Annotated in this window: 22 protein-coding genes and 1 pseudogene; 9 read left to right on the plus strand and 14 right to left on the minus strand. The window is 67.7% G+C overall.

Features of this window, described 5'->3' with window-relative positions; genetic code table 11:
* Positions 1-309: 309 nt before the first annotated feature.
* From F4Y45_03890 to F4Y45_03900, 3 genes are all read left to right on the plus strand, one after another.
* A complete protein-coding gene (locus F4Y45_03890; protein ID MXY23648.1) occupies positions 310-1,068 on the plus strand; it encodes an SPFH domain-containing protein in 759 nt (252 codons plus the stop codon).
* A gap of 61 nt (positions 1,069-1,129) precedes the next feature.
* Positions 1,130-1,390 (plus strand): hypothetical protein, encoded by a 261-nt coding sequence (locus tag F4Y45_03895; protein MXY23649.1) that lies wholly within the window; start codon positions 1,130-1,132, stop codon positions 1,388-1,390.
* A gap of 111 nt (positions 1,391-1,501) precedes the next feature.
* Positions 1,502-3,043 (plus strand): MBL fold metallo-hydrolase, encoded by a 1,542-nt coding sequence (locus F4Y45_03900; GenBank protein ID MXY23650.1) that lies wholly within the window; start codon positions 1,502-1,504, stop codon positions 3,041-3,043.
* A 1-nt stretch (position 3,044) separates the two neighbouring features.
* On the opposite strand, the gene F4Y45_03905 is transcribed toward F4Y45_03900, so the two are convergent.
* Genes F4Y45_03905 through F4Y45_03915 form a run of 3 tightly spaced genes read right to left on the minus strand, consistent with a single transcriptional unit; the run spans position 3,045 to position 6,368 of the window.
* Positions 3,045-3,227 (minus strand): hypothetical protein, encoded by a 183-nt coding sequence (locus tag F4Y45_03905; protein MXY23651.1) that lies wholly within the window; start codon positions 3,225-3,227, stop codon positions 3,045-3,047.
* Between the two features lie 27 nt (positions 3,228-3,254).
* Positions 3,255-4,883 (minus strand): peptidase M14, encoded by a 1,629-nt coding sequence (locus F4Y45_03910; GenBank protein MXY23652.1) that lies wholly within the window; start codon positions 4,881-4,883, stop codon positions 3,255-3,257.
* A gap of 48 nt (positions 4,884-4,931) precedes the next feature.
* Entirely contained in the window at positions 4,932-6,368 is a 1,437-nt protein-coding gene (locus F4Y45_03915) for a DUF222 domain-containing protein (GenBank protein ID MXY23653.1), read from the minus strand.
* Between the two features lie 425 nt (positions 6,369-6,793).
* Here F4Y45_03915 and F4Y45_03920 point away from each other — a divergent pair, with 425 nt between their 5' ends.
* Positions 6,794-7,336: a PIN domain-containing protein gene (locus F4Y45_03920; GenBank protein MXY23654.1), complete on the plus strand. Its 543-nt coding sequence runs from the start codon at positions 6,794-6,796 to the stop codon at positions 7,334-7,336.
* 91 nt (positions 7,337-7,427) lie between these two features.
* Here the strand turns inward: F4Y45_03920 and F4Y45_03925 are convergent, their stop codons facing one another.
* The 3 genes from F4Y45_03925 to F4Y45_03935 all read right to left on the minus strand — a co-directional run bounded on the left by F4Y45_03925 (position 7,428) and on the right by F4Y45_03935 (position 10,467).
* The gene (locus F4Y45_03925; GenBank protein MXY23655.1) at positions 7,428-8,450 is read right to left on the minus strand and encodes a cytochrome C-binding protein; all 1,023 of its coding nucleotides are present in this window, start codon (positions 8,448-8,450) and stop codon (positions 7,428-7,430) included.
* Between the two features lie 45 nt (positions 8,451-8,495).
* Positions 8,496-9,521: a hypothetical protein gene (locus F4Y45_03930; GenBank protein MXY23656.1), complete on the minus strand. Its 1,026-nt coding sequence runs from the start codon at positions 9,519-9,521 to the stop codon at positions 8,496-8,498.
* Positions 9,522-9,582: 61 nt separating this feature from the next.
* Positions 9,583-10,467 (minus strand): dienelactone hydrolase family protein, encoded by an 885-nt coding sequence (locus tag F4Y45_03935; GenBank protein MXY23657.1) that lies wholly within the window; start codon positions 10,465-10,467, stop codon positions 9,583-9,585.
* A gap of 226 nt (positions 10,468-10,693) precedes the next feature.
* On the opposite strand from F4Y45_03935, the gene F4Y45_03940 reads away from it, so the two are divergent.
* Positions 10,694-11,428 carry a DUF433 domain-containing protein gene (locus F4Y45_03940; protein ID MXY23658.1) on the plus strand — a complete coding sequence of 245 codons (735 nt, stop codon included), beginning with the start codon at positions 10,694-10,696 and terminating at the stop codon, positions 11,426-11,428.
* 85 nt (positions 11,429-11,513) lie between these two features.
* On the plus strand, positions 11,514-11,843 hold the full coding sequence (locus F4Y45_03945) for a hypothetical protein (protein ID MXY23659.1): 330 nt from the start codon (positions 11,514-11,516) through the stop codon (positions 11,841-11,843).
* 454 nt (positions 11,844-12,297) lie between these two features.
* Here F4Y45_03945 and F4Y45_03950 read toward each other — a convergent pair.
* Positions 12,298-12,402: pseudogene (locus F4Y45_03950) on the minus strand (hypothetical protein).
* Between the two features lie 681 nt (positions 12,403-13,083).
* Between F4Y45_03950 and F4Y45_03955 the strand changes: the two are divergent.
* A complete protein-coding gene (locus F4Y45_03955; protein MXY23660.1) occupies positions 13,084-14,109 on the plus strand; it encodes a DUF523 and DUF1722 domain-containing protein in 1,026 nt (341 codons plus the stop codon).
* Here the strand turns inward: F4Y45_03955 and F4Y45_03960 are convergent, their stop codons facing one another.
* The gene (locus F4Y45_03960) at positions 14,110-15,102 is read right to left on the minus strand and encodes a DUF72 domain-containing protein (GenBank protein MXY23661.1); all 993 of its coding nucleotides are present in this window, start codon (positions 15,100-15,102) and stop codon (positions 14,110-14,112) included.
* Complete coding sequence (locus F4Y45_03965) at positions 15,078-17,102, minus strand: PQQ-binding-like beta-propeller repeat protein (GenBank protein MXY23662.1); 2,025 nt, start codon at positions 17,100-17,102, stop codon at positions 15,078-15,080. The genes F4Y45_03960 and F4Y45_03965 overlap by 25 nt, the downstream gene beginning before the upstream one ends.
* A 299-nt stretch (positions 17,103-17,401) precedes the next feature.
* Between F4Y45_03965 and F4Y45_03970 the strand changes: the two genes are divergently transcribed.
* Positions 17,402-18,190 (plus strand): hypothetical protein, encoded by a 789-nt coding sequence (locus F4Y45_03970; protein ID MXY23663.1) that lies wholly within the window; start codon positions 17,402-17,404, stop codon positions 18,188-18,190.
* A 20-nt stretch (positions 18,191-18,210) separates the two neighbouring features.
* Positions 18,211-20,760 carry a TonB-dependent receptor gene (locus F4Y45_03975; GenBank protein MXY23664.1) on the plus strand — a complete coding sequence of 850 codons (2,550 nt, stop codon included), beginning with the start codon at positions 18,211-18,213 and terminating at the stop codon, positions 20,758-20,760.
* Between the two features lie 41 nt (positions 20,761-20,801).
* Here F4Y45_03975 and F4Y45_03980 read toward each other — a convergent pair whose 3' ends face one another.
* The 5 genes from F4Y45_03980 to F4Y45_04000 all read right to left on the minus strand — a co-directional run bounded on the left by F4Y45_03980 (position 20,802) and on the right by F4Y45_04000 (position 23,333).
* Positions 20,802-21,236: a PIN domain-containing protein gene (locus F4Y45_03980; GenBank protein ID MXY23665.1), complete on the minus strand. Its 435-nt coding sequence runs from the start codon at positions 21,234-21,236 to the stop codon at positions 20,802-20,804.
* Positions 21,233-21,457, minus strand: a complete 225-nt coding sequence (locus tag F4Y45_03985) for an antitoxin (protein ID MXY23666.1) — start codon at positions 21,455-21,457, stop codon at positions 21,233-21,235. The genes F4Y45_03980 and F4Y45_03985 overlap by 4 nt, the downstream gene beginning before the upstream one ends.
* A 278-nt stretch (positions 21,458-21,735) precedes the next feature.
* On the minus strand, positions 21,736-22,251 hold the full coding sequence (locus F4Y45_03990; protein ID MXY23667.1) for a hypothetical protein: 516 nt from the start codon (positions 22,249-22,251) through the stop codon (positions 21,736-21,738).
* Between the two features lie 53 nt (positions 22,252-22,304).
* Positions 22,305-22,772, minus strand: a complete 468-nt coding sequence (locus F4Y45_03995; protein MXY23668.1) for a DUF420 domain-containing protein — start codon at positions 22,770-22,772, stop codon at positions 22,305-22,307.
* Between the two features lie 45 nt (positions 22,773-22,817).
* Positions 22,818-23,333 (minus strand): hypothetical protein, encoded by a 516-nt coding sequence (locus F4Y45_04000; protein MXY23669.1) that lies wholly within the window; start codon positions 23,331-23,333, stop codon positions 22,818-22,820.
* Positions 23,334-23,475: the final 142 nt, after the last annotated feature.

A 23,475-nucleotide genomic window follows, 5' to 3' on the forward strand; every position in this document is an offset into this window, starting at 1 on the left:
TTCCGCTTGCGTTGGAGGTAGGGCGGAGAGTGGGTAGGTAGCAGAAAACTATCACAGCACCTGGAAACGTGTCCCCCTCCGTATGTGCGGGGGGCGGGTACGTACGTGCGGGACCGGTTTCGCCCATGCGGGGGCGGGTTGCGCAGAATGATATCACTATGATATTGTTATGAAATCCACCCAGGAGGTGCATCGGTGATCAAGGAGAAACCGTTCGCTGCCCAGTCGGGCCTGGTCGTTCTCATCGCGCTGATCGTCCTGTTCGCGCTCGACATCACGGTGCTCGTGCTCAGCCTCATCCAGGCAGGCATGACGCCGCTCGGCGTGGCCTGCATCGTGCTGGCTCCACTCCTCATCTTCCTCATGCTGGGCGTTTTCGTGGTCAACCCGAACGAAGGGCGCGTGGTGCAGTTCTTCGGACGCTACGTCGGCACGGCGAAGGACCAGGGTCTGCGCTGGGCTAACCCGTTCTACACGAAGCGGCGCATCTCGCTGCGGGTCCGCAACTTCGAGACGGGGCGCTCGAAGGTGAACGACACGGAGGGCAACCCGATCGAGATCGCCGCCGTGGTGGTCTGGAAGGTGGTCGACACCGCCGAAGCCACGTTCGAGGTGGACGACTACGTGAACTACGTGCACGTGCAGAGCGAGTCCGCGGTCCGGAACCTCGCGACGCAGTACCCGTACGACACGCAGAAGGAAGGCCAGCTCTCGCTGCGGGGCAATACGGAGGAGATCGCCGGACAGTTGCAGACGGAGATCCAGGGGCGGCTCCACAAGGCAGGAGTCGAGGTGCTCGAGGCGCGCATCACGCATCTCGCCTATGCGCCGGAGATCGCCGCCGCGATGCTGCAGCGCCAGCAGGCGGGCGCCATCATCGCGGCGCGCACGCAAATCGTCGAGGGCGCGGTCAGCATGGTGCAGATGGCGCTCGACAGCCTCTCCAGCCGCGAGATCGTCGAACTCGACGAGGAGCGGAAGGCCGCCATGGTGAGCAACCTGCTGGTCGTGCTGTGCGGCGACCGCGGGACGCAGCCGGTGGTCAACACGGGTACCCTGCACCAGTAACGCATCGACCAGCGAAGGCCCGGCGGCCATCGGCGCCGTCGGGCTTTCTCGGAACTAGCGGATGGCCCCACGCAAACCGTTCCTGCTGCGCACGGATCCGGACGTGCTCGACGCCCTGCAGCGCTGGGCGTCGGACGAGCTGCGCAGCGTCAACGGCCAGATCGATTTCATCCTGCGGCGCGCGCTGCAGCAGGCAGGGCGCATGCCGTCCCGCCGCGCGCGACGTCCGGCCTCGGCCCAAGCATCCGCCGACGAGGCGAACGCCGAGCAGCGTCCGCCCGGGCCGTCGCCGGCCGACGAAACCGGTGAGCGCTCGCCGTGAACGTGACGATCATCGTTGGCCGGCTGAGTTGCCGGACGCCGTGCTCGCTGGCAACGATTTCGGTGGTTTTTCGACCCCAGGAAGACTAGTCTGGGGAATCTGGAGGTAGCCATGGCCAAGCGAGTCGGACTGTTGATTGCGGTTGCACTCTTGGCGTCGGGATTGGCGGCGGGGCCAGCGGCGGCGCAGGACGCGCAGGCAATGCTACAGGCCGCCGCCGAGACGATGGGCGTCGACGACATGATGTCCATCCGGTACTCCGGGAGCGGCTGGGTCGGCGCCGCGGGCCAGAACTTCGCCCCGGCCGAGGACTGGCCGCGCTTCGAGCTGGCGGAGTACGAACGCACCATCGACTTCGAGACGGAGTCGTCCACCGAGGAGATGGTCATCCGGCAGGGGAACTACCCCGCCCGGGGCGGCGGCGGCGCACCGATCGTCGGGGACCGGATCCGGAATTGGATGGTCCGGGGCGAGTTTGCGTGGAACCGGCAAATCGATCGCGTGGTCCCGAGGCCACAGGATGCGGAGCGCCGTCGGCTGGAGATCTACCTGACGCCGCACGGCTTTCTGAAGGGCGCGATGGCCGCTGACGACGTGATTGCGGTAGAGCGGAACGAATACGGCGGACGGGTGACCGTCGTCTCGTTCGTCGCCCTCGACAAGTACCGGATCAACGGCACCATCACCGAGGACAACATCGTTCAGCGCGTGCAGACCTGGATGCCCAACCCGGTCGTCGGCGACATGTACTACGAGACCGTCTACACCAACTATCAGGACGTGGGCGGGGGCATGATGTTTCCGATGAACTGGCACCAGCACCAGGACTTCGACGACGGCGCCCACGAGCCGAACGTCAGCGGCGGCGATCACACTTTCCAACTGTCGACCATCGACGACGTCGAGGTGAACGTGGCCGATGCCGCACTGGACGTCCCCGACTCGGCGCGGAACGCCCCGGCGCCCCCCATGCGCGTGGAGGCGGAAGAGGTGGCCGACGGCGTGTGGCTGATGGCCGGCGGATCGCACCACAGCGTGGCCGTCGAGTTCGAGGACGAGGTCGCCGTCATCGAGGCGCCGCTGAACGAGGCGCGCTCACTCGCCGTGATCGACGAGATCATGCGGCGCATCCCCGGCAAGCCGATCCGCTGGATCGTGACGACGCACCATCACTGGGACCACCTGGGCGGCATGCGCGCCTACGTGCACGAGGGCGCGACGGTCGTCACCCACGAGGGGAACCGCCCCTACTACCAGGAGGTCCTGCGGGCGCGACCCTGGCTGCTCGAGCCGGACCGCTTCTCGCTGTTCCCGCCGGAGGAGTGGTCGGAGGGCTACATCTTCGAGACGCTACGGGAGAAGTACATCCTCGGCGACACGACGCGCCTCGTCGAGATCCACCACGTCCAGGGGCTGGCCCATGCCGCCGGCATGCTGATCGCCTACCTGCCCCACGAGAAGATCCTCGTGCAGGCCGACCTCTTCACGCCGCCCGGTCCCGGCGGGTCGCTGCCCGCCAGTCCCAACGCCAGCGCCCGAACCCTGTACCGCAACGTGCAGCGCCTGGGGCTCGACGTCGAGACCATCGTCCCCATTCACGGGGTGCCGGGGCCGTGGTCGCAGTTCGCGGACTGGGTGGAGGCCGCGCAGTAGGCTACGGCTGCGGCGCGTCCTCTCGCTTCAGCGGGCCCTTCCGCTCGAGGTAGACGTCCGTTTCGAGCTCATCAACCAACTGGTTGAGTCGGGTCGGGTCGAAGCCGGGGCGCATGCCGAGCGCGTGCGGCCTCGTGCGGTACTTGCTGGCCTCGGGCGCGTCTTCTCCCAACTTGGCTGGCATCGTTTCGATCATATCGATCGCGCTGGCTCAAGGCTCCGGCGTCTCCACGGCCGGCGCCCGCAGGATCGGATAGACCGCGCCTGCCTCGATGTAGTCGTCCAGCAGGTTCCAGGCGACGACTCCATCGTCGGAGCGGGGCTCGAGCAGCGCGAACACCAGGCGGCCGGTTGCCGGCGTAACAGGGACGTACAGTGTGCCCGCCGGGAGGGCTCGCTCCACCGTGGTCCAGACGCCTTCGACCGTGCGCAGACGGTGCCCCTCGAATGGCCGCTCAGCAAGTGACGTGCGGCTAGTGACGAACTGCTCCAGGCTGAGCGTTGCGTCCGCATCCAGTGGGAGGCCCTCGATGCCATGGGCGGTGAGCAGGTCGACTACCGCCGTCAGTTGGGCCGGCACGTAGTAGGACTCCGGCGCTATCTCCACGCCGTCCTCCGCCGCCTCGAAGGCGACGTATTCGTCCATCGGCGTCGGCTCCGCGACGTCGAGGCGGCGCCGCATCGGCTCGCCGGTCTGCGGGTGCGGCACCTCCTCTGTCCGTCCTAGCAGGATCTCCACCGGCTCGGGCGAGCGGCGCGGGACGGCCCGGGTCGCGAGGCGCCGGCCGGCAACGCGCTCCATGTCCGCTTCCTCGATCACCGTGGCGATGCGGTCGGCGTGCGCGTGCGCGAAGGCGAGCGATTCCTCGACGAAACGCAGTGTCGCGGTGACGCGTTCTTCGAACGTCGCGTAGGCGTACGCCTCGCTGATGATCGCGATCCGGTTGCGCAACCCGACGTAGTTGTTGTTGAACCGCGGGCGGTGATCGAACGTGCGCCAGGTCGGCGGGACGTCCTCAGCCCGCGGCACGTTGCCGTAGTGGTAGAAGTCCCACCCGTCGGACGCCCGGATGGCATCCGTGACGGCGGGCAGCCAGTCGTTTCGCAGCAGGGCGTCGATCGCGGGATGCGTGTTCGGATGCAGCGGCGGTGCATAGGTGAGGTGATAGGCGTGCTGTGTGCCGTTGGTCGTATGCAGGTCAATCACCACGTGGGGGTTGTAGTCGCGGTAGGCGCGCACCAGCGCCCGCGCCTCGGGCGACGCCAGCTTCATGTGATCGCGGTTCAGGTCGAGGTCCTGCGCGTTGCGCCGCGTGCCCATGCCGCCGACCGGACCGAGCTGGTAGGGCCGGTTGTCGAGCGCCATCCGCTCGTTGCCATCGGCGTTGTAGATGGGAGCGATGAGCAGAACCATGGACGAGCGCCAGGCAGCGTGGCGCCCCGTCGCCAGATCCCGCAGCAGCATCAACAGCGCTTCCTTGCCGCATACCTCGCCGCCGTGGATGTTGGCCTGCAGCCAGACTCGAATCCCGCCGGCCGCGGCAACCGACTCCCGCCCCGCATCGGCGACGTCACCGACGACAACCAGCGGCAGCGTGCGCCCCTCGACCGTCGAACCGAAGCTCGTGGCATGAATCTCGTCGGACAGCCCCGCGGCACGCTCGATGAACTCGACAACCTCGTCGTACCCCGTCGTCTCCTCGTAGCCGGTGCGCTCCGCGCGGGTCAGGAGATCACGCTCCGCGCCATCTGGCCCGACGCCTTGTGGCAAGCCCGGACCGCAGGCCAGCGCGGCCATCGCGAGCAGGCCGGCGGCACTAACGTAACGTGTGGCCGTCATCAGCAGGGAACGTACAACGGAATCGCTACGTGAGGGTTCGTGCGGGGGTTACCGCCCCGCAGTCTCCTCCGCGCCCGAACTGCCCCCCGGCCTCCACGCGACACCGATCACATAGGGCAGGTCCAGCCGCTCGCCCGCCCAGTTGGGAATCGACGTATTGGCGTCAACCGCGATGCCGTCCTCCGCGAGCTTCGCGTCCGTCGGCGCCAGCGGCGCACCCGACCAGGCGGGAGGGGCAGGCACCCTCGGCAACACGCCGCCCCCCGGCCGCGTGAACCGCGGCTGACCTTCCGCATCAAGGGTCAGGCCGAATCCCTCCTCGTGGACTGCCCGATGGTGGCGGCGGCACAGCAGAACCAGGTTGTCCAGCTTCGTTGTACCGCCATCCGCCCAGTGCTTGACGTGATGAGCGTCGCAGCGCCGCGCCTCACAGCCGGGGAAGCGGCAGTGCTGGTCCCGTGACTCCTGGGCCCGGCGCAACGCAGGGGAGACCGTCCGCGTCTTGCGTCCAACATCAAGAACATTGCCCTTGGCGTCATGGCGCATCACCACCTTGCCGGCATCGCAGGCAACACGCCGGGACGTTTCCGCGGAAACGCGGATCCCGCCCGCTTCCTCCAGGGCAGCCTGCCCGGCACTCGCCAACCCTTTGCCCGAGTTGTTCTCGCTCGGACCGTCGGTCGCCCCGGACGTTTCCGCGGAAACGTCGTCCCGCAATGTCTCCGGGTCGACGTGCACGACCACCTGGTAGCGGTCGCCCGCCGTCCCCGTGTCCAGCTTCGCGGCAAGCGCGCTCTCCGCAATCAGCCCCAGCGCATCCCCCCGCCGGCAGGCCGGCGATTCCTTCTCCACGTTCTTCGGCTCCGCGTCCTTCGCTTCCTGGTAGAGCTGCTCGGACGCCGCCTCGATGGCCCGTCGCACCACCGCGCCCAACTCCGGCGTCAACAACGCCCGGACGACGAACATGCCGTCGACATCCGGATAGATGCTGAGCTCCTGGTTCCGCCGCCGCTTCGCGTCCTCCCGCCCCTCCTGCTGGCGGTCGCACAGCCGCCACGCCCGGGCGATGCGCTCGAGGTCGGCCGCCGTCGACTGGCGGGCGAGATGCAGCAGGCGGTCCTCGGTCGCCGCCGTCGCGACCCGGGTGATGGCGCGCACCTTCGAGTAAGAGATCTGGCCCCGCCGCAGCGCGTCGGAGGTCTTCGGCAGGTCGGCCAGGGCATGCGCCACCCGCACGTACTCCCGCGCGGTGCCGGGGGCCAGGTTGGCCCGCCAGCTCAGCCACTGGGGGTAGGACGTGGCGCCCGACCAGCCTCCCAGCTCGTCGAAGCGGCGGATACGGACCAGCAGCTCGTAGATGGCGGCGTCGATGCGGGCGGAGAGCTCGGCGATCTCGTTCTCGAGGCGGTTGCGCTCTTCGCGGTTCCGGCGGAGCTCGTCGGGAGACGGAATCGGGGCCTTGTCGGACGTCGTGGAAGTGTTCATACCTCCAGTGTAAACCACTGTATTTAGACCGTTTAGCTTCGACTGTGGCGGTCGCGCCGAGGTTCACATGAACCTGTCGTCGCGATTCGCGGCGGTGTCGCGCTACGGCGCTGTCAGGCTGCTGGAACGACGTGTCTACCCACCGGTTGGGAAGTTCCGGAGGGGCCTCTGGAAAAACGTGTCAAGCAGTTTCTGACAGACCGCCCATGATTCCGGACTCTGCGCTTTACGACGGGCCATAGCGGCTTCCACACCGGGGTCACAAGCACCTTAATCCGTGCTACACTGATCTCGTGTTCCACTTAGCGAAGGCATCATGAACCTGACGCTAACGGTCGACGACGAAGTCCTCAAGCGAGCCCGGATTCGCGCATTGGAGGAAGACACCTCCGTGAACGCCGTAGTCAGGGACTATCTGGAGTCGTATGCTGGCGGGCCGTCCAAGCGCCGCGAAGCAATCGGTCGATTCCTTGCTCTGGCTGATGACGCCAACACCGGCCGAGGGAACGCTACCTGGACCCGCGACGAGCTACATGAGCGTTGATCCCTGGTTCGTCGACACGAACATACTGGTCTACGCGTACGACGACGACTCGCCCCGGAAGCGCGCGATGGCCCGGCAACTCCTTCTCGAGAAGGCGGAGCAGATCGTTCTGAGCACGCAGGTGCTCGGAGAGTTCTACGTCACCGTGACTCGCAAGCTGGCCAGACCACTCGACGCCCTGCGCGCCGTCGAGGCCGTGGATGCACTGTGTACGTTTACGGTTCGGCCCCTGGGAGCGGAGCTGGTCCGATCCGCGGTTCGACGGAGCAGGTCGGCGCCGCTGTCCTACTGGGACGCCTTGATTGTCGAGAGCGCGATCGACGCTGGCGCGACAGTTCTCCTCACGGAAGACCTGCAACACGGTCAAACGTTCGGACACCTGCGCGTCGTCAACCCGTTTCGCGACGACGCGCGCCCGCAATAGGAGGTCACCGTCACGCGGTTTGCTCCGCGCGCCGGGCGGGAGTTCCGGCGCGGCCTCAGCAAGGGTGCTAGCTGAGCAGGTTTTTCGGGGCTCAAGGCTCCAGGCTCGCGGTGTACGCCGCGATGTCGACGATGTCCGCCACGGTGAGGTTCGCGACCGCAGCGTCCATCAGGTCCGACCAGGCGCCGTTGCGCACCCCGATCTGGAAGTCGTAGAGCTGCCGCGCGATGTAGCTCGGCGACCGGCCGGCGAGGTGCGGCACCGGGCCGAGGCCGCGCAGGTCATCGCCGTGGCAGACGCCGCACGCCACCGTCGTGCCGCCATCGCCGGTCGTTACGAGCGCCTCGCCTCGCGCTACCGATCCGGTCGGCACATAGGCAACGAAGCTCGCCTCGGAATCGCGTATCTGCGTCCTCGCAACGTCCTCGGGCGTCTCGATGATGCGGGTTCCGATCGGCTCCATGCCGCCCCCCTCCACGGGAACGTGCATCCAGCCGCTGACGCGGGTCACCGGAACCGTGTCGGTCTCGACCACTCGAATCCACGGGCGGAACGGGAACGACGAGAAGTACTCCGCCGCCTCCTGCGCCTCCGCTTCGGTAGCGGCGAGGCCGATCTCCACCATCAGGCTGGGCGGGCCCATGCGCGGCTCGCCGCTGCGGCGCAGGCCGTTGCGGTAGTCCCGCATCTGCTGGACGATGTACTCCGCCGGCTGACCCGCCACGCTGGAGTTCTCGGGGCGCCCCTGACCGTTGGGAAGGTGGCAGAAGCCGCAGGCCCGGACATCCGGCTGGCGCCCGCGCGCCACGACCGGCGGCATCGGGGGATGGTTGTCGGGATGCCAGTCGGGCGGGTTGAACAGATCGCGCAGCTCCGAGCGCCGGAACGTGACATCGCTGCCGGGAACGGTCAGGACCTCGTCCGGGTCCGGCGTCGGCGGCGCGTCCTCCGGTGACGGATCGTTCAGCGTGTAGGCCCACGGAATGACGGCGTTGGCGCCTTCCGCGTCAGCCTGCTGGGCGGCGAGCGTGGCATCCGCAGCCCAGGCCGCAAAGACCACGGCGCCGCCCGCTAGGATCCCTGCCATTCCGCCGAAGGCCGCCAGCCGATTCATGGCGTGCCTCCCGTTACCGGCCGCCTGTTATGGCCCTGGCGGCGCCTACCGCCCTTCCGCCTCCGCCTCCAGGACCCGCGCGCCCGCGAGGATGTTCTCCAGCCCGTAGTTGCCCTCGTGGCAGGCGTACTCATAGAGCGGCTGGTCGTTCAGGACCATCGGGACCTCGTAGGTCCACGGGCTCGTCCAGACGGTCGGGTCGTTGATGGTCGCCCGATACAGCAGCGTGTCTTCGGACACGCGGGTGAGCCGCTCGACGAGCTGCAGGTTCGGGCCCGTCCGCCCCTGCGCGAAACTGGTCTCGCGCAGGAAGTTGTTCGTTTCGATGACCAGCGTGTCACCGTCCCAGTGGCCGCGGGAGTCACCCGTCCACTGTGGCAGATCGACGTGCGGGCGCCCGTCGAGAGGAACGAAGCGCACGTTGTGGTTCATCTCGTTGAGCAACGCGACGAAGTTCGGAGTCTGGAACACCTGGACGTTGTTGTTGTAGCCGCCCGGCGTCATCGGCGGGCCGGAGTTGAAGCCGGTGATGCAGCGCAATTGCAGTCCGTTGGTGCCCAGTTCCTCCATCCAGCCGCCGGGCGTGGGCGCGTGGGTGTCGACGCCCTCGCGGAGCTCCGCGTACTCCGCTCGCCGCTGCTCTTCCTCGGGAGTCAGCGCCGGCATCTTCCCGTTCGGCGGGTCCACCACGAGCGACGTGCGCCGGGTGCCGACGGTCGTCGTGCCGCGGTCCAGCCAGAGGTTGTTGTAGAAGCCGGGCGCGCCTTCCTCACCCTGGTCCACGCTGTTGGTCGCCTCCGTGCGCCGCGCGGGCCGGAGCAATAGCTCCTGGTTCCGGTCGAGGGTCTCCTGTTCGAGACGCGCCGCTTCTTCCGCCGTCAGGAACTCCTGATCCGCCAGGTCGTCGGGCCGCTCCATCGGCGTGATGGAGCGGAAGTCCCAGACGCCCTGAAGGTCCGGCGCGCCCCAGGGTGTCCGGGGCGTTTCCGCGCCCTGCCCCGCCGCAACGACCGGCGAGAACACCAGCAGCGCGATCACCGTGCATGCCGCCGCGAGATGTCGATGACTCATCTTCAGCCTCCCCGCAAGGTGCGCTTCGGTTGGATTGTGCCTGTTTCTCCTGTTCGCCGTCCTACGCCGTCAGGTGCCGGCGGAAGAAACCGACTGTCCGATTCCAGGCGAGCCCCGCCGCCGCCTCGTTGAAACGGGGCGTCGAGTTGTTGTGGAACCCGTGCAGCGTGCCCGGGAACATGTGCATCTCGTAATCCACGCCGTTCGCCTGCAGCGCCGCCTCGTACTCCGGCCACATCGCGTTGATGCGCGGATCCGACTCGGCGTAAATGATCATCATCGCGGCCTGGATGTTCGGCACGCCCTCGGTGGCGGCGGAAGCGCCGTAGAACGGCACGCCCGCAGCCATGTCGGCGCCCAGCTCCACCGCCAGGCGGTTGGTCATACCCCCGCCCCAGCAGAAGCCGGTGGCCCCGAGCCGGCCATTGGACAACGCGTGCGCCTGAAGGTAGCGGGCGCTGTTGATCATGTCCTGATCCAGCTCCTCAGGGTCGAGCTCGCGCTGCAGGACGCGGCCGTCATCGTCGTTGCCGGGATAGCCACCCACCGGCGACAGTCCGTCCGGCGCGAGCGCGAGGAAGCCGGCCACCGCGGCGCGGCGCGCGACGTCCTCGATGTGGGGATTCAGGCCGCGGTTCTCGTGAATGACCAGCACGGCCCCGAACGGACCCTCGCCGGTCGGCTGCACGAGATAGCCGCGCATCTCGCCCGACGTGCCGCCGGGTGACGGGTACTCGACGTAGGTGCCCTTGATCCGCGAATCCGTGAACGAGATCGTCTGCGCCTCCGCGTAGCGTGGCAGCAGCGCCTGCGCCATCCAGAGCGCGGATACGCCGCCGATGGTGATGGCGGCCGAGCGCGCGAGGAACTCGCGCCGGTCGATCCGGCCGTGGCAGTACTCGTCGTAGAGGTCGAAGACCCGCTTGTCGATCTTTTTCTGGTCCACCATTTCCCTGCTCCTGCTGTCTGTCCCGCGACTCCGATCCTGCGAGCCGGGCATGCGCCCCGGCCCGCGCGTCCGACGTTCCGACTGATGCCCAATATAGGCCATCGATTGCCGCGCGGACAATCAGCAATTGAGACCCACTCGTGTCACAATCGAGAAGGGCATTGTGCATGCGGGAGGTTCCTGCACACTGCACGATGTTCACCAAAGAAGAGCCTAGGTCCTGATGAGTCAGACGAACGATCGGTGGCGCCTGTACGAGGGGCGTGACCCGCGGGGTTTGCCGGCGTACACAAGCTCGGAGGCGGCGCGGTACCTACGGCTGCCGCTCCGTACGGTGCAGAACTGGTCGTTCGGATTCCGCACGGGTGGTGCGGATCCGCTGATCCACATTGCGGACCGGCAGCGCCACCTGTTGTCCTTCTGGAACATGGCCGAGCTGCACGTGCTCGGCGCGCTCCGCCGATACCACCGGATTCCCCCGGGGAAGCTGCGCAACACCATTCGTTACCTGGAAGACACGTTTAAGACCCAGCATCCCTTGCTGACCAAGAGCATGCTCACAGACGGCGTTTCCATCTTCGTCGAACACACTGGCACTCTGATCAATGCGACCAGGAGTGGCCAACTGGCAATGCGGCAACTGATGGAAGCCCATCTGCAGCGCATCGAGCAGGATGTCGACGGCCTTGCCATTCGTCTCTTCCCCTTCGTGCGCCACGATCCAGACACGCCCCGTCCACCGGAAGTCCTGACCGAAGAACCGAAGATCATTGCCCTCGATCCTCGCGTGCGATTCGGCCGCCCCGTCATCGCAGGTACCAGCATTCCTACCGAAGAGATCGCAGAACGGTTCCGGGCCGGCGACTCTTTAGACCAACTGGCAGACGAGTATGGCCGGCCGCCGCAGGAAATCGAAGAAGCGATCCGTTGCGAGCTCACGCTCGACCGCGCCGCCTGAACACCCGTACGAGTTCTTCCTTGACGAATGCGTCGCGGCACGTCCGATTGCCGAGATGCTGCGAGAGGAAGGACATACTGCGCACGTGCACAACGAGACGTTCGAGAGCGGTACCCCGGACAGAGACTGGCTCCCCGATGTTGGCGCTCGCCGCTGGATCCTGATCACGAAGGACAAGCACATCCGCAAACGCGAGCTCGAGCTGCGCGCGCTTCGGCAAGAACGCGTCAAGACGTTCGTGCTCACGGGTGCCACTCTCAGCGGACAAGACCAGGCCCGGGTACTGAAGGAGGCACTTCCCGACATGCTTCGACTACTTGGGCGGCGGGCGGAGGCTTTTATCGCCCGCGTGACCGCCGCATCTGACGTTCAGGTCATCGAGTGGCACAAGTACGTCCACGACCATAAGAGCTGATGACCTATCTGAAGCACTCAACGTCTGTACTCGGGATCGACTTGGCCTGTCGGAGCTGGAAAGACATCGGCTCTGCATTGCTCGCGTTCGACCGGCAAGGCTTCACCACGGCCTTGCCGGACGCGGTCGCCTGGCCAGGAGAGGAACTGACACCGCCTGCCGTCGCACGAGCCATCGATTCGTTCACTCGCGCACATCAAGTCTCAGCCGTCTCCATCGACGGCCCACAAGGCTGGAGAGATCCAGCGGCGTCTTCCTCACGCAAGGGTGTCGGTCGCGCGTGCGAGTATGCGACTCGCACACCCGGAAAGACCGGAACGACCGGCATCGCCTATCCGTCGACCTTCCTCCGCTGGATTCGATTCAGCGTCGAGGTCTTCGCCGAACTCCTCAAGTACCCTGATGTCGGACTCGTCAACGATACCGGTGGTACGGTTCCGCTGCGACAGCGAGGCTACTGGTTGCTGGAGTGCTTTCCGACCTCGACGTGGCGCACGTCTGGCCTAGAGGCGCTACCAGGACATCGCAAGGCACCGCCGAAGACCGTCGCAGAGTTTGCGAAGCGTCTCGTTGACGCTTACTCGCTCCCATCCGGTGCGATTACGCGCAACCACGACCATCTCCAGGCAGTCGTCGCAGCACTGCCTGCTGCCGGACTACTCGGTGGTCCGGCACAGGCAGTTGCGCGTGGCGAACCGGCCCGCCAAGCTGACACAGCGCTGGTGGAAGGGCTTATCTGGGACGCGGCGCCCGTCGACGGAGCGCTCCCTGCCATCGAACCCGCACCGGTGAAGAGCGCGGTGCTAGTAGACGAGCGCGATGTGGAGCTCGAGCCCGCCATCGACCGCGGCATCCGTCTATTCCACGATCTCGTGCGGAGAGCAAACAACGGGCACGCGGTCGGCATCAGCTACATCGGCTTCGTCGAACACGTGCATGACGTCCGGTTCGACGAGCTGCGCAATCGGAAGTGGTCCCAATCGGACGTCAGGGATGCCTTGCAACTAGCACATCAGATCACCGAGGCCGCGGGTCGACAAGAGGTCCGCCGCGGCGCCGTCGCCATCCAGGCGGGGATGGACACCTTCATCTGGCGGAATAAGCGGCCGCACACGAGGTCGCCGGACGCCTGGAAGAGTGACCTGCCGTATACCCAGGAGAACTGGTTGCAGATCTTCCCGGATGGGCGGCGCCGCGTCATTGATGGGCGGTCCAGACACTAAGCTATTTGTAGGTGACAGTGCTCGATACCGGACGTGAGGAGAGACCGGGTCGGTCGCCTACGAACCGACCGGCTTCGACCTCGGAGACGCCGGTTCGGCTCGGCATCTCCACCTGCCTCCTGGGCGAGAACGTCCGGCACGACGGCGGACACAAGCGCGACGCCTTCCTGGTCGAGACGCTCGGCCGCCTGGTCGAATGGGTTCCGGTGTGCCCGGAGGTGGAACTGGGTCTGGGAACGCCACGCGAACCGATCCGGTTGGTGCGCGACGCCGGCCAGGCCGACGGCGTGCGGCTCGTCAGCCGCAGCGGGGTCCGGTTGACGGGCCGGATGCGGCAGTTTGCCCGCCGCCGAATCCGCGCCCTCGCGAAGGAGGATCTGAGCGGCTACATCCTGAAGAAGGACTCACCGAGCTGCGGCATGGAGCGGGTGAAGGTCTGGAGCGCCGACGACAGCCGGACGTCGGAGCGGAACGGCCGCGGGATGTTCGCGGCCGAGCTGCTGCGGCAGTACCCGAACCTGCCGGTGGAAGAAGAAGGCCGGCTGCAGGACCCCGTGCTGCGCGAGAACTTCTTCGAGCGCGTGTTCGCCTACCGGCGGCTGCGGGCGCTGCTTTCCGGCCGATGGAACGTCGGCGCCCTCGTGCGATGGCATACCGCGGAGAAGCTGGCCCTGATGGCCCACTCCCCCCTCCGGTACCGCGAACTGGGGCGCCTCGTGGCCGAGGCGAAGGCCATACCGCGGGCGGAACTAAGCCGCCGCTACGAGGACGAGTTCATGTCGGCCATGCGCATCCGGGCGACCCGGGCGCGCCATACGAACGCCTTGATGCATGCCGTCGGGCACTTCAAGCGACAGCTCGACACCGACTCGCGCGACGAGTTGCTGGCCGTGCTGGAAGACTACCGCCGCGGCCTCGTGCCCCGGATCGTGCCGCTCACCCTCGTACGGCACCACGCGCGGCGGCTCGACGTGGAGTACCTGCTAGGCCAGACCTACCTGCACCCGCACCCGAAGGAACTGGCGCTGCTGAACCATGTGTGATTACCGGCGCTCGGGAGACCCGTCGGCGGGCACGAGCAGGGGAGCGGGCTCCGGACTCGTCCTGACTACTTCCTCCAGCTCCGGGTAGCGCGCAAGCATTTCCTGCGGGTATACGCCGGGAACCGGCAGACCCAGCTCGTGCTTCAGCGTCGCGGCGTTCGCTACCGCCTTGGACGAAAAGTGGTTGTTCATGTAGAGGTAGAGCCGCTTGACGAGATGCGCCGCGGCGTCCGCGGTGTCCCGGAACGGCTTCAGCTCTGCCGTCGAGTAGTGGTAGTCGTAGCGCTCCTCGGTCCGGTCGTGGCGCCACCACTTCCGGGCGTTGCGGCCGTGGAGGCGCATGTAATAGAAGGTCTCGACGTTCGGCAGGAAGTTCTGCTCGATGGAGAGCCGGAACTTCGGCTCGTCGATCTGCACCCAGGCCGCGCCGAGCCCGTTCAGCAGGCGCAGCGTCCCCGCGACATCGTCGCTCCAGCTCCGGTGACGCAGCTCGACCGCGACCGGGTGGCCGGAGAGCGCCTCGATCAGCCACGCCAGGTAGTCATGCGCGGCCGCGTCGTTCTTGAAGCTCGGCGGGAACTGCGCGAGGAGCACGCCGAGCTTGCCGGATTCGTGGATGGGGACGAGGGCCTCGCAGAACTGATCGATGTCGTCACGACCGACCCGCGTGTCGCTCTTGCCGGTGGAGGCCGCGTACATCTTCGGGTGGGTGAACTGCTGGTAGAGCTTGATCGAGAACGCGAAGCCGTCGGGAGTCCGCCTGGCCCAGCTCTCGGTGACGGAGCGGCGCGGAATACCGTAGAACGTGGAGTTCACCTCGACGGTGTCGAAGCGTTCCGCGTAGTACTCCAGCTCGTCGAATCCGCGCGGGCGGTGACGGCGGCCGCGCGGCGGATAGAAGATCCCGTCCCAGGCGCCTTCGCCGGTCGGATAGTGCCAACCGCTGGTCCCGATCCGAATCGCCCCGGCTACGGCAGGGCCAGCGCCACCCACTCCGGAACCTCGTCACGGGCGCCGACGGCGACCACGATGTACTGCCGGCCCTCGTGCAGATACGTCATCGGCCCGCCGGTCGTGCCGGCCGGCAGCTCCGTCTCCCAGATGACCTCGCCCGTCGCCTTGTCGTAGGCCCGGAACTTGCGGCCCCAGCGCCACGACTGATCCTGCTCGGGGTCCGTCGAATCGCCCTCGCCGCGCATCGTGCCGATGACGGAGTCGCTCCCCTCCCCGAGGAACAGCAGGCTGCCGGTGACGAGGGGCGCCGGGCGGTTGGGGATGCCGAGGGGCGGCAGATCGAGATCCTTCAGCAGCGGATGGTTGCGCGGACCGTCGCCGTTGGGGACCATCCACGCCCGCTCGCCACGGTTCAGGTCGAGGGCGGTGATCCGGCCGTAGGGAGGCTTGACGATCGGCAGCCCGTGCGGCCGAGGCGTCGGCACCCGCAGCTCTTCGCCCCGGGAGGTCGCCCAGGCCAGGGTAGCGTCCTCCGACGTCGTCGGGGAAACGCTCCAGACCGTCGGCATGGTGTGGGAAACCGCGTAGTAGATCCCCGTCTCGGGATCGAACGCCCCGGTGTGCCAGTTGCCCGCCCCCCAGCCGCCGGGGACCGTCAGCGTGCCCAGCTTGCCGCCCGGATCGCCGCCACGCGGCCAGGGCGGCGTGAAGAGCGGCCCAAGCACCAGGGACTCCACCGCCTCGAGGGCCGCCGCCCGCAGCTCCGGCGTGAAATCGATGAGGTCGTCGACGGCTACGCCCTGCCTATCGAAGGGCGGCGGCTTCGTCGGGAACGGCTGCGTCGGCGACGTCCGCTCGCCCGGGACGGTCGACTGCGGCACCGGGCGTTCCTCTATCGGCCACACCGGCTCGCCCGTCTCGCGGTCGAAGACGTAGAGGAACGCCGTCTTGCTCGGCTGCATCACCGCCTCTATGCGCCGCCCGTCCACCGTGATGTCGCCCAGAATGGCCGGCCCGACCGTGTCGTACTCCCAGATGTCGTGGTGCACCATCTGGAAGTGCCACACCCGCTCGCCGGTGGCGGCGTCGAGGGCGACGAGGCTGTCCGAGAAGAGGTTGTCGCCGGGCCGGTGGCCGCCGTAGACCATCCCGGTGGGCGCCGACAACGGCACGTAGACGTGTCCCCGCTCCGTGTCGGCGGTCAGGCAGCACCACGAACCCAGGTCGCCCGAGTAGTCGCCGGAGCCGTCGCCCCACGTATCCGCCCCGAACTCGCCGGGGCGCGGCACGACGTGGAACGTCCAGAGCAGTTCGCCGGTGCGGACGTCGAAGCCGCGAACGTCCTCCGGGGCTGCCTCGCGGACGACGCCGCCGTCGCCGGACCCGCCGGTCGTGCCCGCCACCACCACGACATCGCCGACGATGATGGGTCCGGACGTCCAGTTGAACTCGCCGGCGAGCGCATGCTCCCAGTCCAGGTCGACCCGGCCCTGATCGGCAAGGCCGAACGCCGGCACGCGCCGGCCGGTCCGCGCGTCGAGCGCGTACAGATAGCCGCCGCGCACCAGCAGCAGCCGGCTGGCCGTCCCGTCGCTCCAGTGCGCGGCCCCGCGCGTGCTGCTGCCCGCCGCCTCCTCTTCGGTGGCGGCAAACGGCGGCTGCCGCCAGACGGTCTCACCCGTTACGGGATCGAACGCCTCCAGCAGCCCGTGAGCATTCGGGGCGTACAGCACCCCGTCGATCAGGATCGGCGTCGACTTCAGGTAGGCATTTACGCCCAGATCGGGAAACGCCGCCTGCAGCTCCGGATCCGCCGCCGACCGGCGCCAGACGATCTCCAGGTCGTGCACGTTGTCGCGGTCGATTTGGTCCAGCGGCGAGTACCGGGTGAAGGCCTCGTTACCGCCGAAGTAGCGCCATTCCTGACCCGGAGACTGCGCCCCGGCGGAGACTGCCGCCGCGATTGGGGCGGCGCAGACAATCCCGAGGATGAGAGCGCGGAGGAGTGTGGGTGCGCGAGCCGCGCCGAAAATGTGCATCACGGTACCCTGCGCCCACGTTGCCCGGAGGAGGGGTCGATGTCAAGGCAGGTTGCGGCGAGATTGACGGGAGGCGTCCGATGCGTGAGGCTAAGTGGCATGAAGAGTCCGCGCGGGGCGAATGCTCGCTCCACCACGCTGACTGATCTCAGCCCGGTGTCCGTCGGTCGGGTCCTGAAGCCCATGCAAGACGACCAGGATCTGCTGGGAGCGATGCTTGAATGCGACCTCGTCGTGCAGGTCGAAGACCGGGCTGACCGTATACTGATGCCGCCCACAAAGCGGCCGCCTGACTGCCCATGAGCAACGCCGATACCGCCCGTTTCCTATACGACCTCCGCACGCGGCATGAGCGAGTCGAGGCGTTGCCGGCGGCGTTCACGCCGCCCGACCTCGCGTCCGCCTACCAGGCCCAGGCGTTGCTGGTCGACGGGCTCTGCGAACACTGGGGCGGCACGACAGCGGGCTACAAGGTGGCGCTGACGAATCCCGCCGCGCAGCGCATGCTGGGGGTGCCCTATCCGGTGTTCGGGCGCCTGTTCACGAACCGCCTGCACGAGTCCGGCGTTACCCTGCCCGCCGCCGACTACGTCATCCGGCTGATCGAGGTCGAGATCGCCTTCCGCATGGCGGCCGACGTGCCCGCCGTCGAAGGGGGCCATGACCGCCAATCCGTCGCCGAATACATCGGGCCGCTCTATCCCGCGATTGAACTCGTCGAGCATCACTTCGCGGGGCTCGATCGGTTCACGCCCGAGTCGTTCGCGGCGGACATCGCCATCCACAGCGCCTGGATCCACGGGGCTCCGGTGGACGACTGGCGCGGCCTCGACCTGGCCGCGCAGCCGACCCGGCTACTGGTCAACGGCGAAGAGCGGCTCACCGGCTCGGGCGGAAACGTCCTCGGACACCCGCTGCAAGTGGTGGCCTGGCTGGCCAACGAGTTGCCGCGTTACGGGCTCTCCCTCTCGCGCGGCGACTACGTGACCACCGGGGTCACCACCGATGAGATCTACCCGGTTCAGGCGGGGGAGCGACTGTCGGCGGAGTTCCCGGGAATCGGGCGCGTCGAACTCGCGTTCGACTGACCTCGCCGGACGCCCCCACGATGCCCGCTTCCCGCTCGACGCTCGCCGTCCTGCTGGCGGTGACTCTGGTGCTGGCGCTTGCTCCGTACCTGGCCGTGGCGCAGGGCGCAGGCGCGGCCGCGCAGCCGGAGCCTGCCGCGCAACCAACGACGGCTGGCGTAGCAAGTGAGCAGGAGCCGGCCGTCGTCACCGGCGTCGTCCTCGACGGCGCTACGCTGTCGCCCCTGGCCGCGGCCACCGTTGCGAGCGGCGCGGAGACGGCGGCGACCGGCGCAGACGGACGCTTTACGGTGACCCTCGCTCCCGGCGACGGCGAGCTGCGCGTCGGGAGCGACGGCTACCTGGAAACCACCGTCACCCTGGAACCGGCCATCGCCGCGGCGGGCGGAGACCTGGAGATCCTGCTCTTCAGCAACACGTTCGCGGAAACCGTGGAGGTGGTTTCCGCGCCACTGACCCTACCGGAGCGGCCGTCCGCCACCCCCATCCAGGCGGAGGAGGTCTTCGAGGTCGCGGGCGCCTTCGACAACATCTTCCGCACCCTCGACACACTCCCCGGCGTGGCATCGACCGGCGACTTCGGCAGCCGCCTTGCGGTTCGCGGCGGCACGCCGGATCAGAACCTCACGATGATGGACGGTGTGGAGATCCACAACCCCTACCGGCTGTTCGGTCTGGTGAGCGCGTTCAATCCGGAGACGGTCGAGCGTTTCGAGCTGACCGCGGGCGGCTTCGGGGCAGCGTACGGCGACCGGTTGTCGTCACTCCTCATAGTCGACAACCGGCCCGGCGAACGCGACCTCACGGGTTCCACGTCGGCGAGCGTCACCGACGCGAACGTCGTGTTCGAAGGCGCGGCGCCCGGCGACGGATCGTGGCTGCTGACCGGCCGGCGGACCTACTACGACCTGGTGGCGGGCCTCGTCACCGACCAGAACCTCCCGTCGTTCGCCGACCTGCAGCTCCAGGCGAACTGGACGTTCGGCCCCGGACACCGGCTGTCCCTCTTCGGCCTCACGAGCCGCGAGAACGCCGACTTCAGATTCGACCCCGAGGACGACGAGGAGTCGGGCGACACCGGCGGCCTCGTCTCGGAGGCGGGCAACGACCTCGGTTCGCTGCGGTTCGACGCGGTGCTCGGCAATCGCGCCACGTCGCGCACCATCGTCTCGTGGTACCGCAACACGGAGCTGCTGGACGTCGACGCGACGTTCGAATCGTCGTCGCGGCGCTCCAACGCACCCGACGAAGAGAGTGCGGCGGGTTCGACGAGCGTCGTTTTCGACCGCGACCTGTCGGTGCGCGACCTGTCGGTGCGCCAGGAGTTCGCGTTCTCGGCCTCGGCCTCGCACACCATCGACACCGGGATCGAGCTGCACCAGCTCGACTCGGCGGCTCGCCTGTCGATCACAGGGGACCGGAACGAGGCGGTCGCCAACCCGTCCAGCGCACGGGGCGGGACGGGGCTCCCCGACGACCTCGACTCGACGCTGGGCGGGACGCGGGGCGGCGCCTGGGTCCAGGACCGCTACACGGTGACGCCGTGGCTGTCGGTCGAACCCGGACTCCGGCTCGAGTGGAGCACGGTCAACGGCGATGCGGTCCTGTCGCCGCGCTTTGCCGCCACCGTGCTGCTCCCCGGGTCGAGCCGGCTGCGCGTCGCGGGCGGCCTCTACACCCAGAGCCCCGGCTACGAGAAGCTCATTCAGTCGGACTACTTCTTCGACCTTTCGCCCGACGTGGTCAGCAACCTGCGCCACGAGCGGTCGACCCACTTGGTCACCGGCTTCGAGAAGGACCTGGGATCCGACACGCTCTTTCGCGTGGAGGGCTACTACAAGACCTTCGACGATCTGATTGTCGGCCGCCTCGAACCCGAGGCCGAGCGGCTCGCGCGGGTCGCGCGCTACGACTTCCCGGCCGACCTGCAGGCCAGCGTCCCGTCGGAAGCGCAGATAACGAGCATTCCGGAGAACGGCGGCCGCGGGTCCGCCTACGGCGTCGACGCCTACCTGGTGCGCAGCAACCCGGCCTCCCGGCTTGCCGGCTGGCTCTCCTACGCCTGGGGCCGCGCCGACCGCGACACCTACGGCCTGCGCTACCCGTTCGAGTACGACCGCCGGCACGCCTTCAATGCCGTCGGACGCATCCGGATCGGCCGGGGCTGGAGCGTCGCAACCACCGCACAGGTGGCGACCGGCTTCCCCTACACGCCCGCCGTCGGGCTGCGCGTGGCGTCGGATGAGGACGCCGGGGGGCGCCTGGTTCCCGCCCGGGACGCCATCGGCGCGCCGGTATACACCGTGGACCTCGGCGGCCTCGCGGCGCTGCAGCAGGGGCGCCTGCCGTACTACGCCCGCGTCGACCTGCGCATCGCCAACCGGCCGGGCGGTCCGTCCGGCCGCTGGTCCTGGTACATCGAGGTGATCAACCTGCTGAACCGCGACAACCCGGTGGAGGTGGAGACCAGCTTGGCCCACGACCCGGACGGGCCGATGCCGCGCATCGTGGAGAGCCCGACCGCCGGCTTCCCGCTGATCCCGTCGTTCGGCGTCCGAGTCAGGTTCTGAACGGATCCCGGGGCACTCGGCACTGACTTCCGCCGTGCGACTCACACTGGAATCGTGCGGATCGACCGGCGCGCCTCCGTCGTGAGAAGGTCTGCAAGCCCGGCGTCGAAGGTCGCGAGTTGTCCGCCGTATTGCATTGCGAGAGCAAGCAACATGGCGTCGGTAATCTGTCGGTGCCCCTGAATACGCGCCAGAATGGCCGATGGCAGTGCGGTGATCGATCGGTCCATAGCCCAATACGTGTGTGATTCCAGTTGCCGGAGCCGGCTCAACAAGGCAATCGCTTCCGCCGGCGTAACCGACTGTTTGACGGCGGATGGATTGCATGACACGCGAACGAATCCTGCTTCAGTCATTGCACAGGTAGCCCAACCCGTTGCGCGCCACCTGGCGAACCACGACCTTGCTGCGCCGTGGTGAACGTGGTTGGGCCAGGCGAGCGCAATGAGTACGTTGACATCCAGCAACTGGATCATGGCCAGTCGCTCAGCGCCTTCTGTACGTCCTCACTGGTAATGGAGGGGGCGTCGGCTGCAACACGGAATACTGGAAGTCCGTCATCTTCATCAGCCGGGGTGCGCCTGAAGCCTCGGCGCGCAAGGTCCGACAGCGCACTTCCCAAGCTGCCGCCGCGCTGCGCCGCAAGCGCCCGAGCGACAGCCAGTACGTCATCATCAATGGTGACGGTGGTACGCATCAGCACATCATAACATCACATCATCGACTCAGCCCCTTCCAGGCTGGCTCGCTTAGAAGGAGGACTGGCTAGAGGAGCAAAATGGGCCGTGGCGTCAGCGCGCGGCGCGGCCGACGTAACCCTGGAACGTCCGTTCCACGAAGTCGTCCACGCCCGGCACGAACAGAACCGCGAGGATGGTCACGACCACGGCGGCCGCGATGCACCAGTAGAAGTACGTCATGGGTTGCGTCGGGGATTGCACAATAGAACTCCTGCGCGTCCGCTCCGGCGGTCGCCTATCTAGGAGCGGCCTCGAACAGCCAGGCGTCGCCCGCTTCTATCGCCTCCCGCGTGGTCTGCGACGGGTACTTGTCCCGAATGGCCCCGGCGATGCCGTCGAGAATGTCCCCCGACTGGATGCGCACGAGCTGCCGCTCGTAGCGTTTGCTGTCGATGCGAAGCACCGCGCGGCCATCCCGCTCCGCCTGGACCGGCCAGCGTTTCCAGAGCCGGCCGACCGTCGTGCCCATGTAGCCGGACCAGACATAGAGCTTGCCGTCGTGTTCCGCGGTCCAGATGAGCCGGGACCGTGGCGGGTCGAGCAACTGCAGCTCGATGGTCGGGATGTCGCTGACGAAGCTCCAGTCCGGTTCGGGGCCGGTGTGCAGCTCGCCCGATACGAGCGGGCCGCCGGAGAAAATCCGGTTCGGGCCGTCGGCAAAGCGCTGTTTCGCGGCAGCGGTAAGGACAGCGCTCAGCGGGATCAGCAGCAGGCATCCGACGACGATCAGGACTCGGGAAGCTAGTCGCATGATGGGCTCAGTCTACCACCGGCCCGAGGCCGGCTGACCGGGCCTCCGGCCGCTCAGAGCGCGAAGCTGAGGACGTACAGGGCCACGCCCGTAATGCACGTGAGCCACAGCGCCACGTAGGTCACCCACCCCCACCGCCGGTGGGTCGGGCTGAAGGAACCCGGGAGGATGCCTCGAAAGCGGCGCCAGGACATGACCACCAGGGTGCACCAGACCACGAAGCACGGTATCGCCACTGCGAGGTGCACGAGGAACAGCCCACGCACCAGCGAGGTGCCATAGTACGCGCTCTGCTGGAAGGCCGCCGCGGCCGGACCGTAGCGAATGCTCGCCTCGAGCAGCACGACGGCAGCGATCGCGCCGGCGATCAGGCTCACCTGCAGGTTACGGTGCTGCCGGTAGCGGCGGCGCGCCGCAAGCCGCAGCGCGTACGTCATCAGGAACGGCGCCGCGACGAAGACGACGAGCGCGAGGTCGATCAGGACATCCGCGCGCGTCCCGAGAAAGCCCGTCGTCGGCATGTGGCTGCTCGCTCCCCGACGGTGTGGCGGGCGTCGCCTGCGCCCCTACCGCGGCGCGGCCTCAAACACCCAGGTGTCCCCCGCTTCCACCGTCGCCCGGCTGACGTCGTACGCGTACTTGTCCCGGATGGCGCCGGTGATGCCTTCCAGAACCGGACCCGACTCGATCCGTGCGAGTTGCCTCTCGTAGCGCTTCCCGTCGATGCGGAGCACCGCACGGCCGTCCCGCTCCGCCTGGACCGGCCAGCGCTTCCACAGCCGGCCGACCGTCGTGCTCATGAAGCCGGAGAAGACGTAGATCTTCCCGTCGTGCGCCTGGATCCAGATGCGGCGTGACCGCGGCGGGTCCAGCAACTGCAGCTCGATGGTCTGAATATCGTCGGTGAAGCTCCAGTCCGGCTCCGGACCACCGTGCAACTCCCCCGACACGAGCGGCCCGCCGGAGAAGAACCGGTTCGGACCATCGGTAAAGCGCTGTTTCGCGGCGGCGGTGAGGATCGCGGTCAGCGGAATCAGCAGCAGGCATCCGACGACGATCAGCGCGCGGGCAGCCAGTCGCATGATGGACTCACAGTCTACCAGCCGCGCCGGCGTCCACGCCGGCACCGGCTGTTCTCTTGCCGGCCTGGAGGCCGGCGGACCTCTGGCTAGGCGGCGGGATCGGCCAGCTTGCCGTCGAAGAGGTGGATCTCGCGCTTGGCGT

The organism is Acidobacteriota bacterium (assembly GCA_009838525.1).
Classification (GTDB): Bacteria; Acidobacteriota; Vicinamibacteria; order Vicinamibacterales; family UBA8438; genus VXRJ01.

Coding starts and splice junctions, on each gene's coding strand:
- F4Y45_03890 (MXY23648.1), top strand. CDS start 310: ATGACGCCGCTCGGCGTGGCCTGCATCGTGCTGGCTCCACTCCTCATC.
- F4Y45_03900 (MXY23650.1), top strand. CDS start 1,502: ATGGCCAAGCGAGTCGGACTGTTGATTGCGGTTGCACTCTTGGCGTCG.
- F4Y45_03985 (MXY23666.1), bottom strand. CDS start 21,457: ATGCGTACCACCGTCACCATTGATGATGACGTACTGGCTGTCGCTCGG.
- F4Y45_03980 (MXY23665.1), bottom strand. CDS start 21,236: ATGATCCAGTTGCTGGATGTCAACGTACTCATTGCGCTCGCCTGGCCC.
- F4Y45_03965 (MXY23662.1), bottom strand. CDS start 17,102: ATGCACATTTTCGGCGCGGCTCGCGCACCCACACTCCTCCGCGCTCTC.
- F4Y45_03970 (MXY23663.1), top strand. CDS start 17,402: ATGAGCAACGCCGATACCGCCCGTTTCCTATACGACCTCCGCACGCGG.
- F4Y45_03930 (MXY23656.1), bottom strand. CDS start 9,521: ATGAGTCATCGACATCTCGCGGCGGCATGCACGGTGATCGCGCTGCTG.
- F4Y45_03895 (MXY23649.1), top strand. CDS start 1,130: ATGGCCCCACGCAAACCGTTCCTGCTGCGCACGGATCCGGACGTGCTC.
- F4Y45_03990 (MXY23667.1), bottom strand. CDS start 22,251: ATGCGACTAGCTTCCCGAGTCCTGATCGTCGTCGGATGCCTGCTGCTG.
- F4Y45_03910 (MXY23652.1), bottom strand. CDS start 4,883: ATGACGGCCACACGTTACGTTAGTGCCGCCGGCCTGCTCGCGATGGCC.
- F4Y45_03975 (MXY23664.1), top strand. CDS start 18,211: ATGCCCGCTTCCCGCTCGACGCTCGCCGTCCTGCTGGCGGTGACTCTG.
- F4Y45_03995 (MXY23668.1), bottom strand. CDS start 22,772: ATGCCGACGACGGGCTTTCTCGGGACGCGCGCGGATGTCCTGATCGAC.
- F4Y45_03915 (MXY23653.1), bottom strand. CDS start 6,368: ATGAACACTTCCACGACGTCCGACAAGGCCCCGATTCCGTCTCCCGAC.
- F4Y45_03920 (MXY23654.1), top strand. CDS start 6,794: ATGCTGGCGGGCCGTCCAAGCGCCGCGAAGCAATCGGTCGATTCCTTG.
- F4Y45_04000 (MXY23669.1), bottom strand. CDS start 23,333: ATGCGACTGGCTGCCCGCGCGCTGATCGTCGTCGGATGCCTGCTGCTG.
- F4Y45_03940 (MXY23658.1), top strand. CDS start 10,694: ATGAGTCAGACGAACGATCGGTGGCGCCTGTACGAGGGGCGTGACCCG.
- F4Y45_03905 (MXY23651.1), bottom strand. CDS start 3,227: ATGCCAGCCAAGTTGGGAGAAGACGCGCCCGAGGCCAGCAAGTACCGC.
- F4Y45_03925 (MXY23655.1), bottom strand. CDS start 8,450: ATGAATCGGCTGGCGGCCTTCGGCGGAATGGCAGGGATCCTAGCGGGC.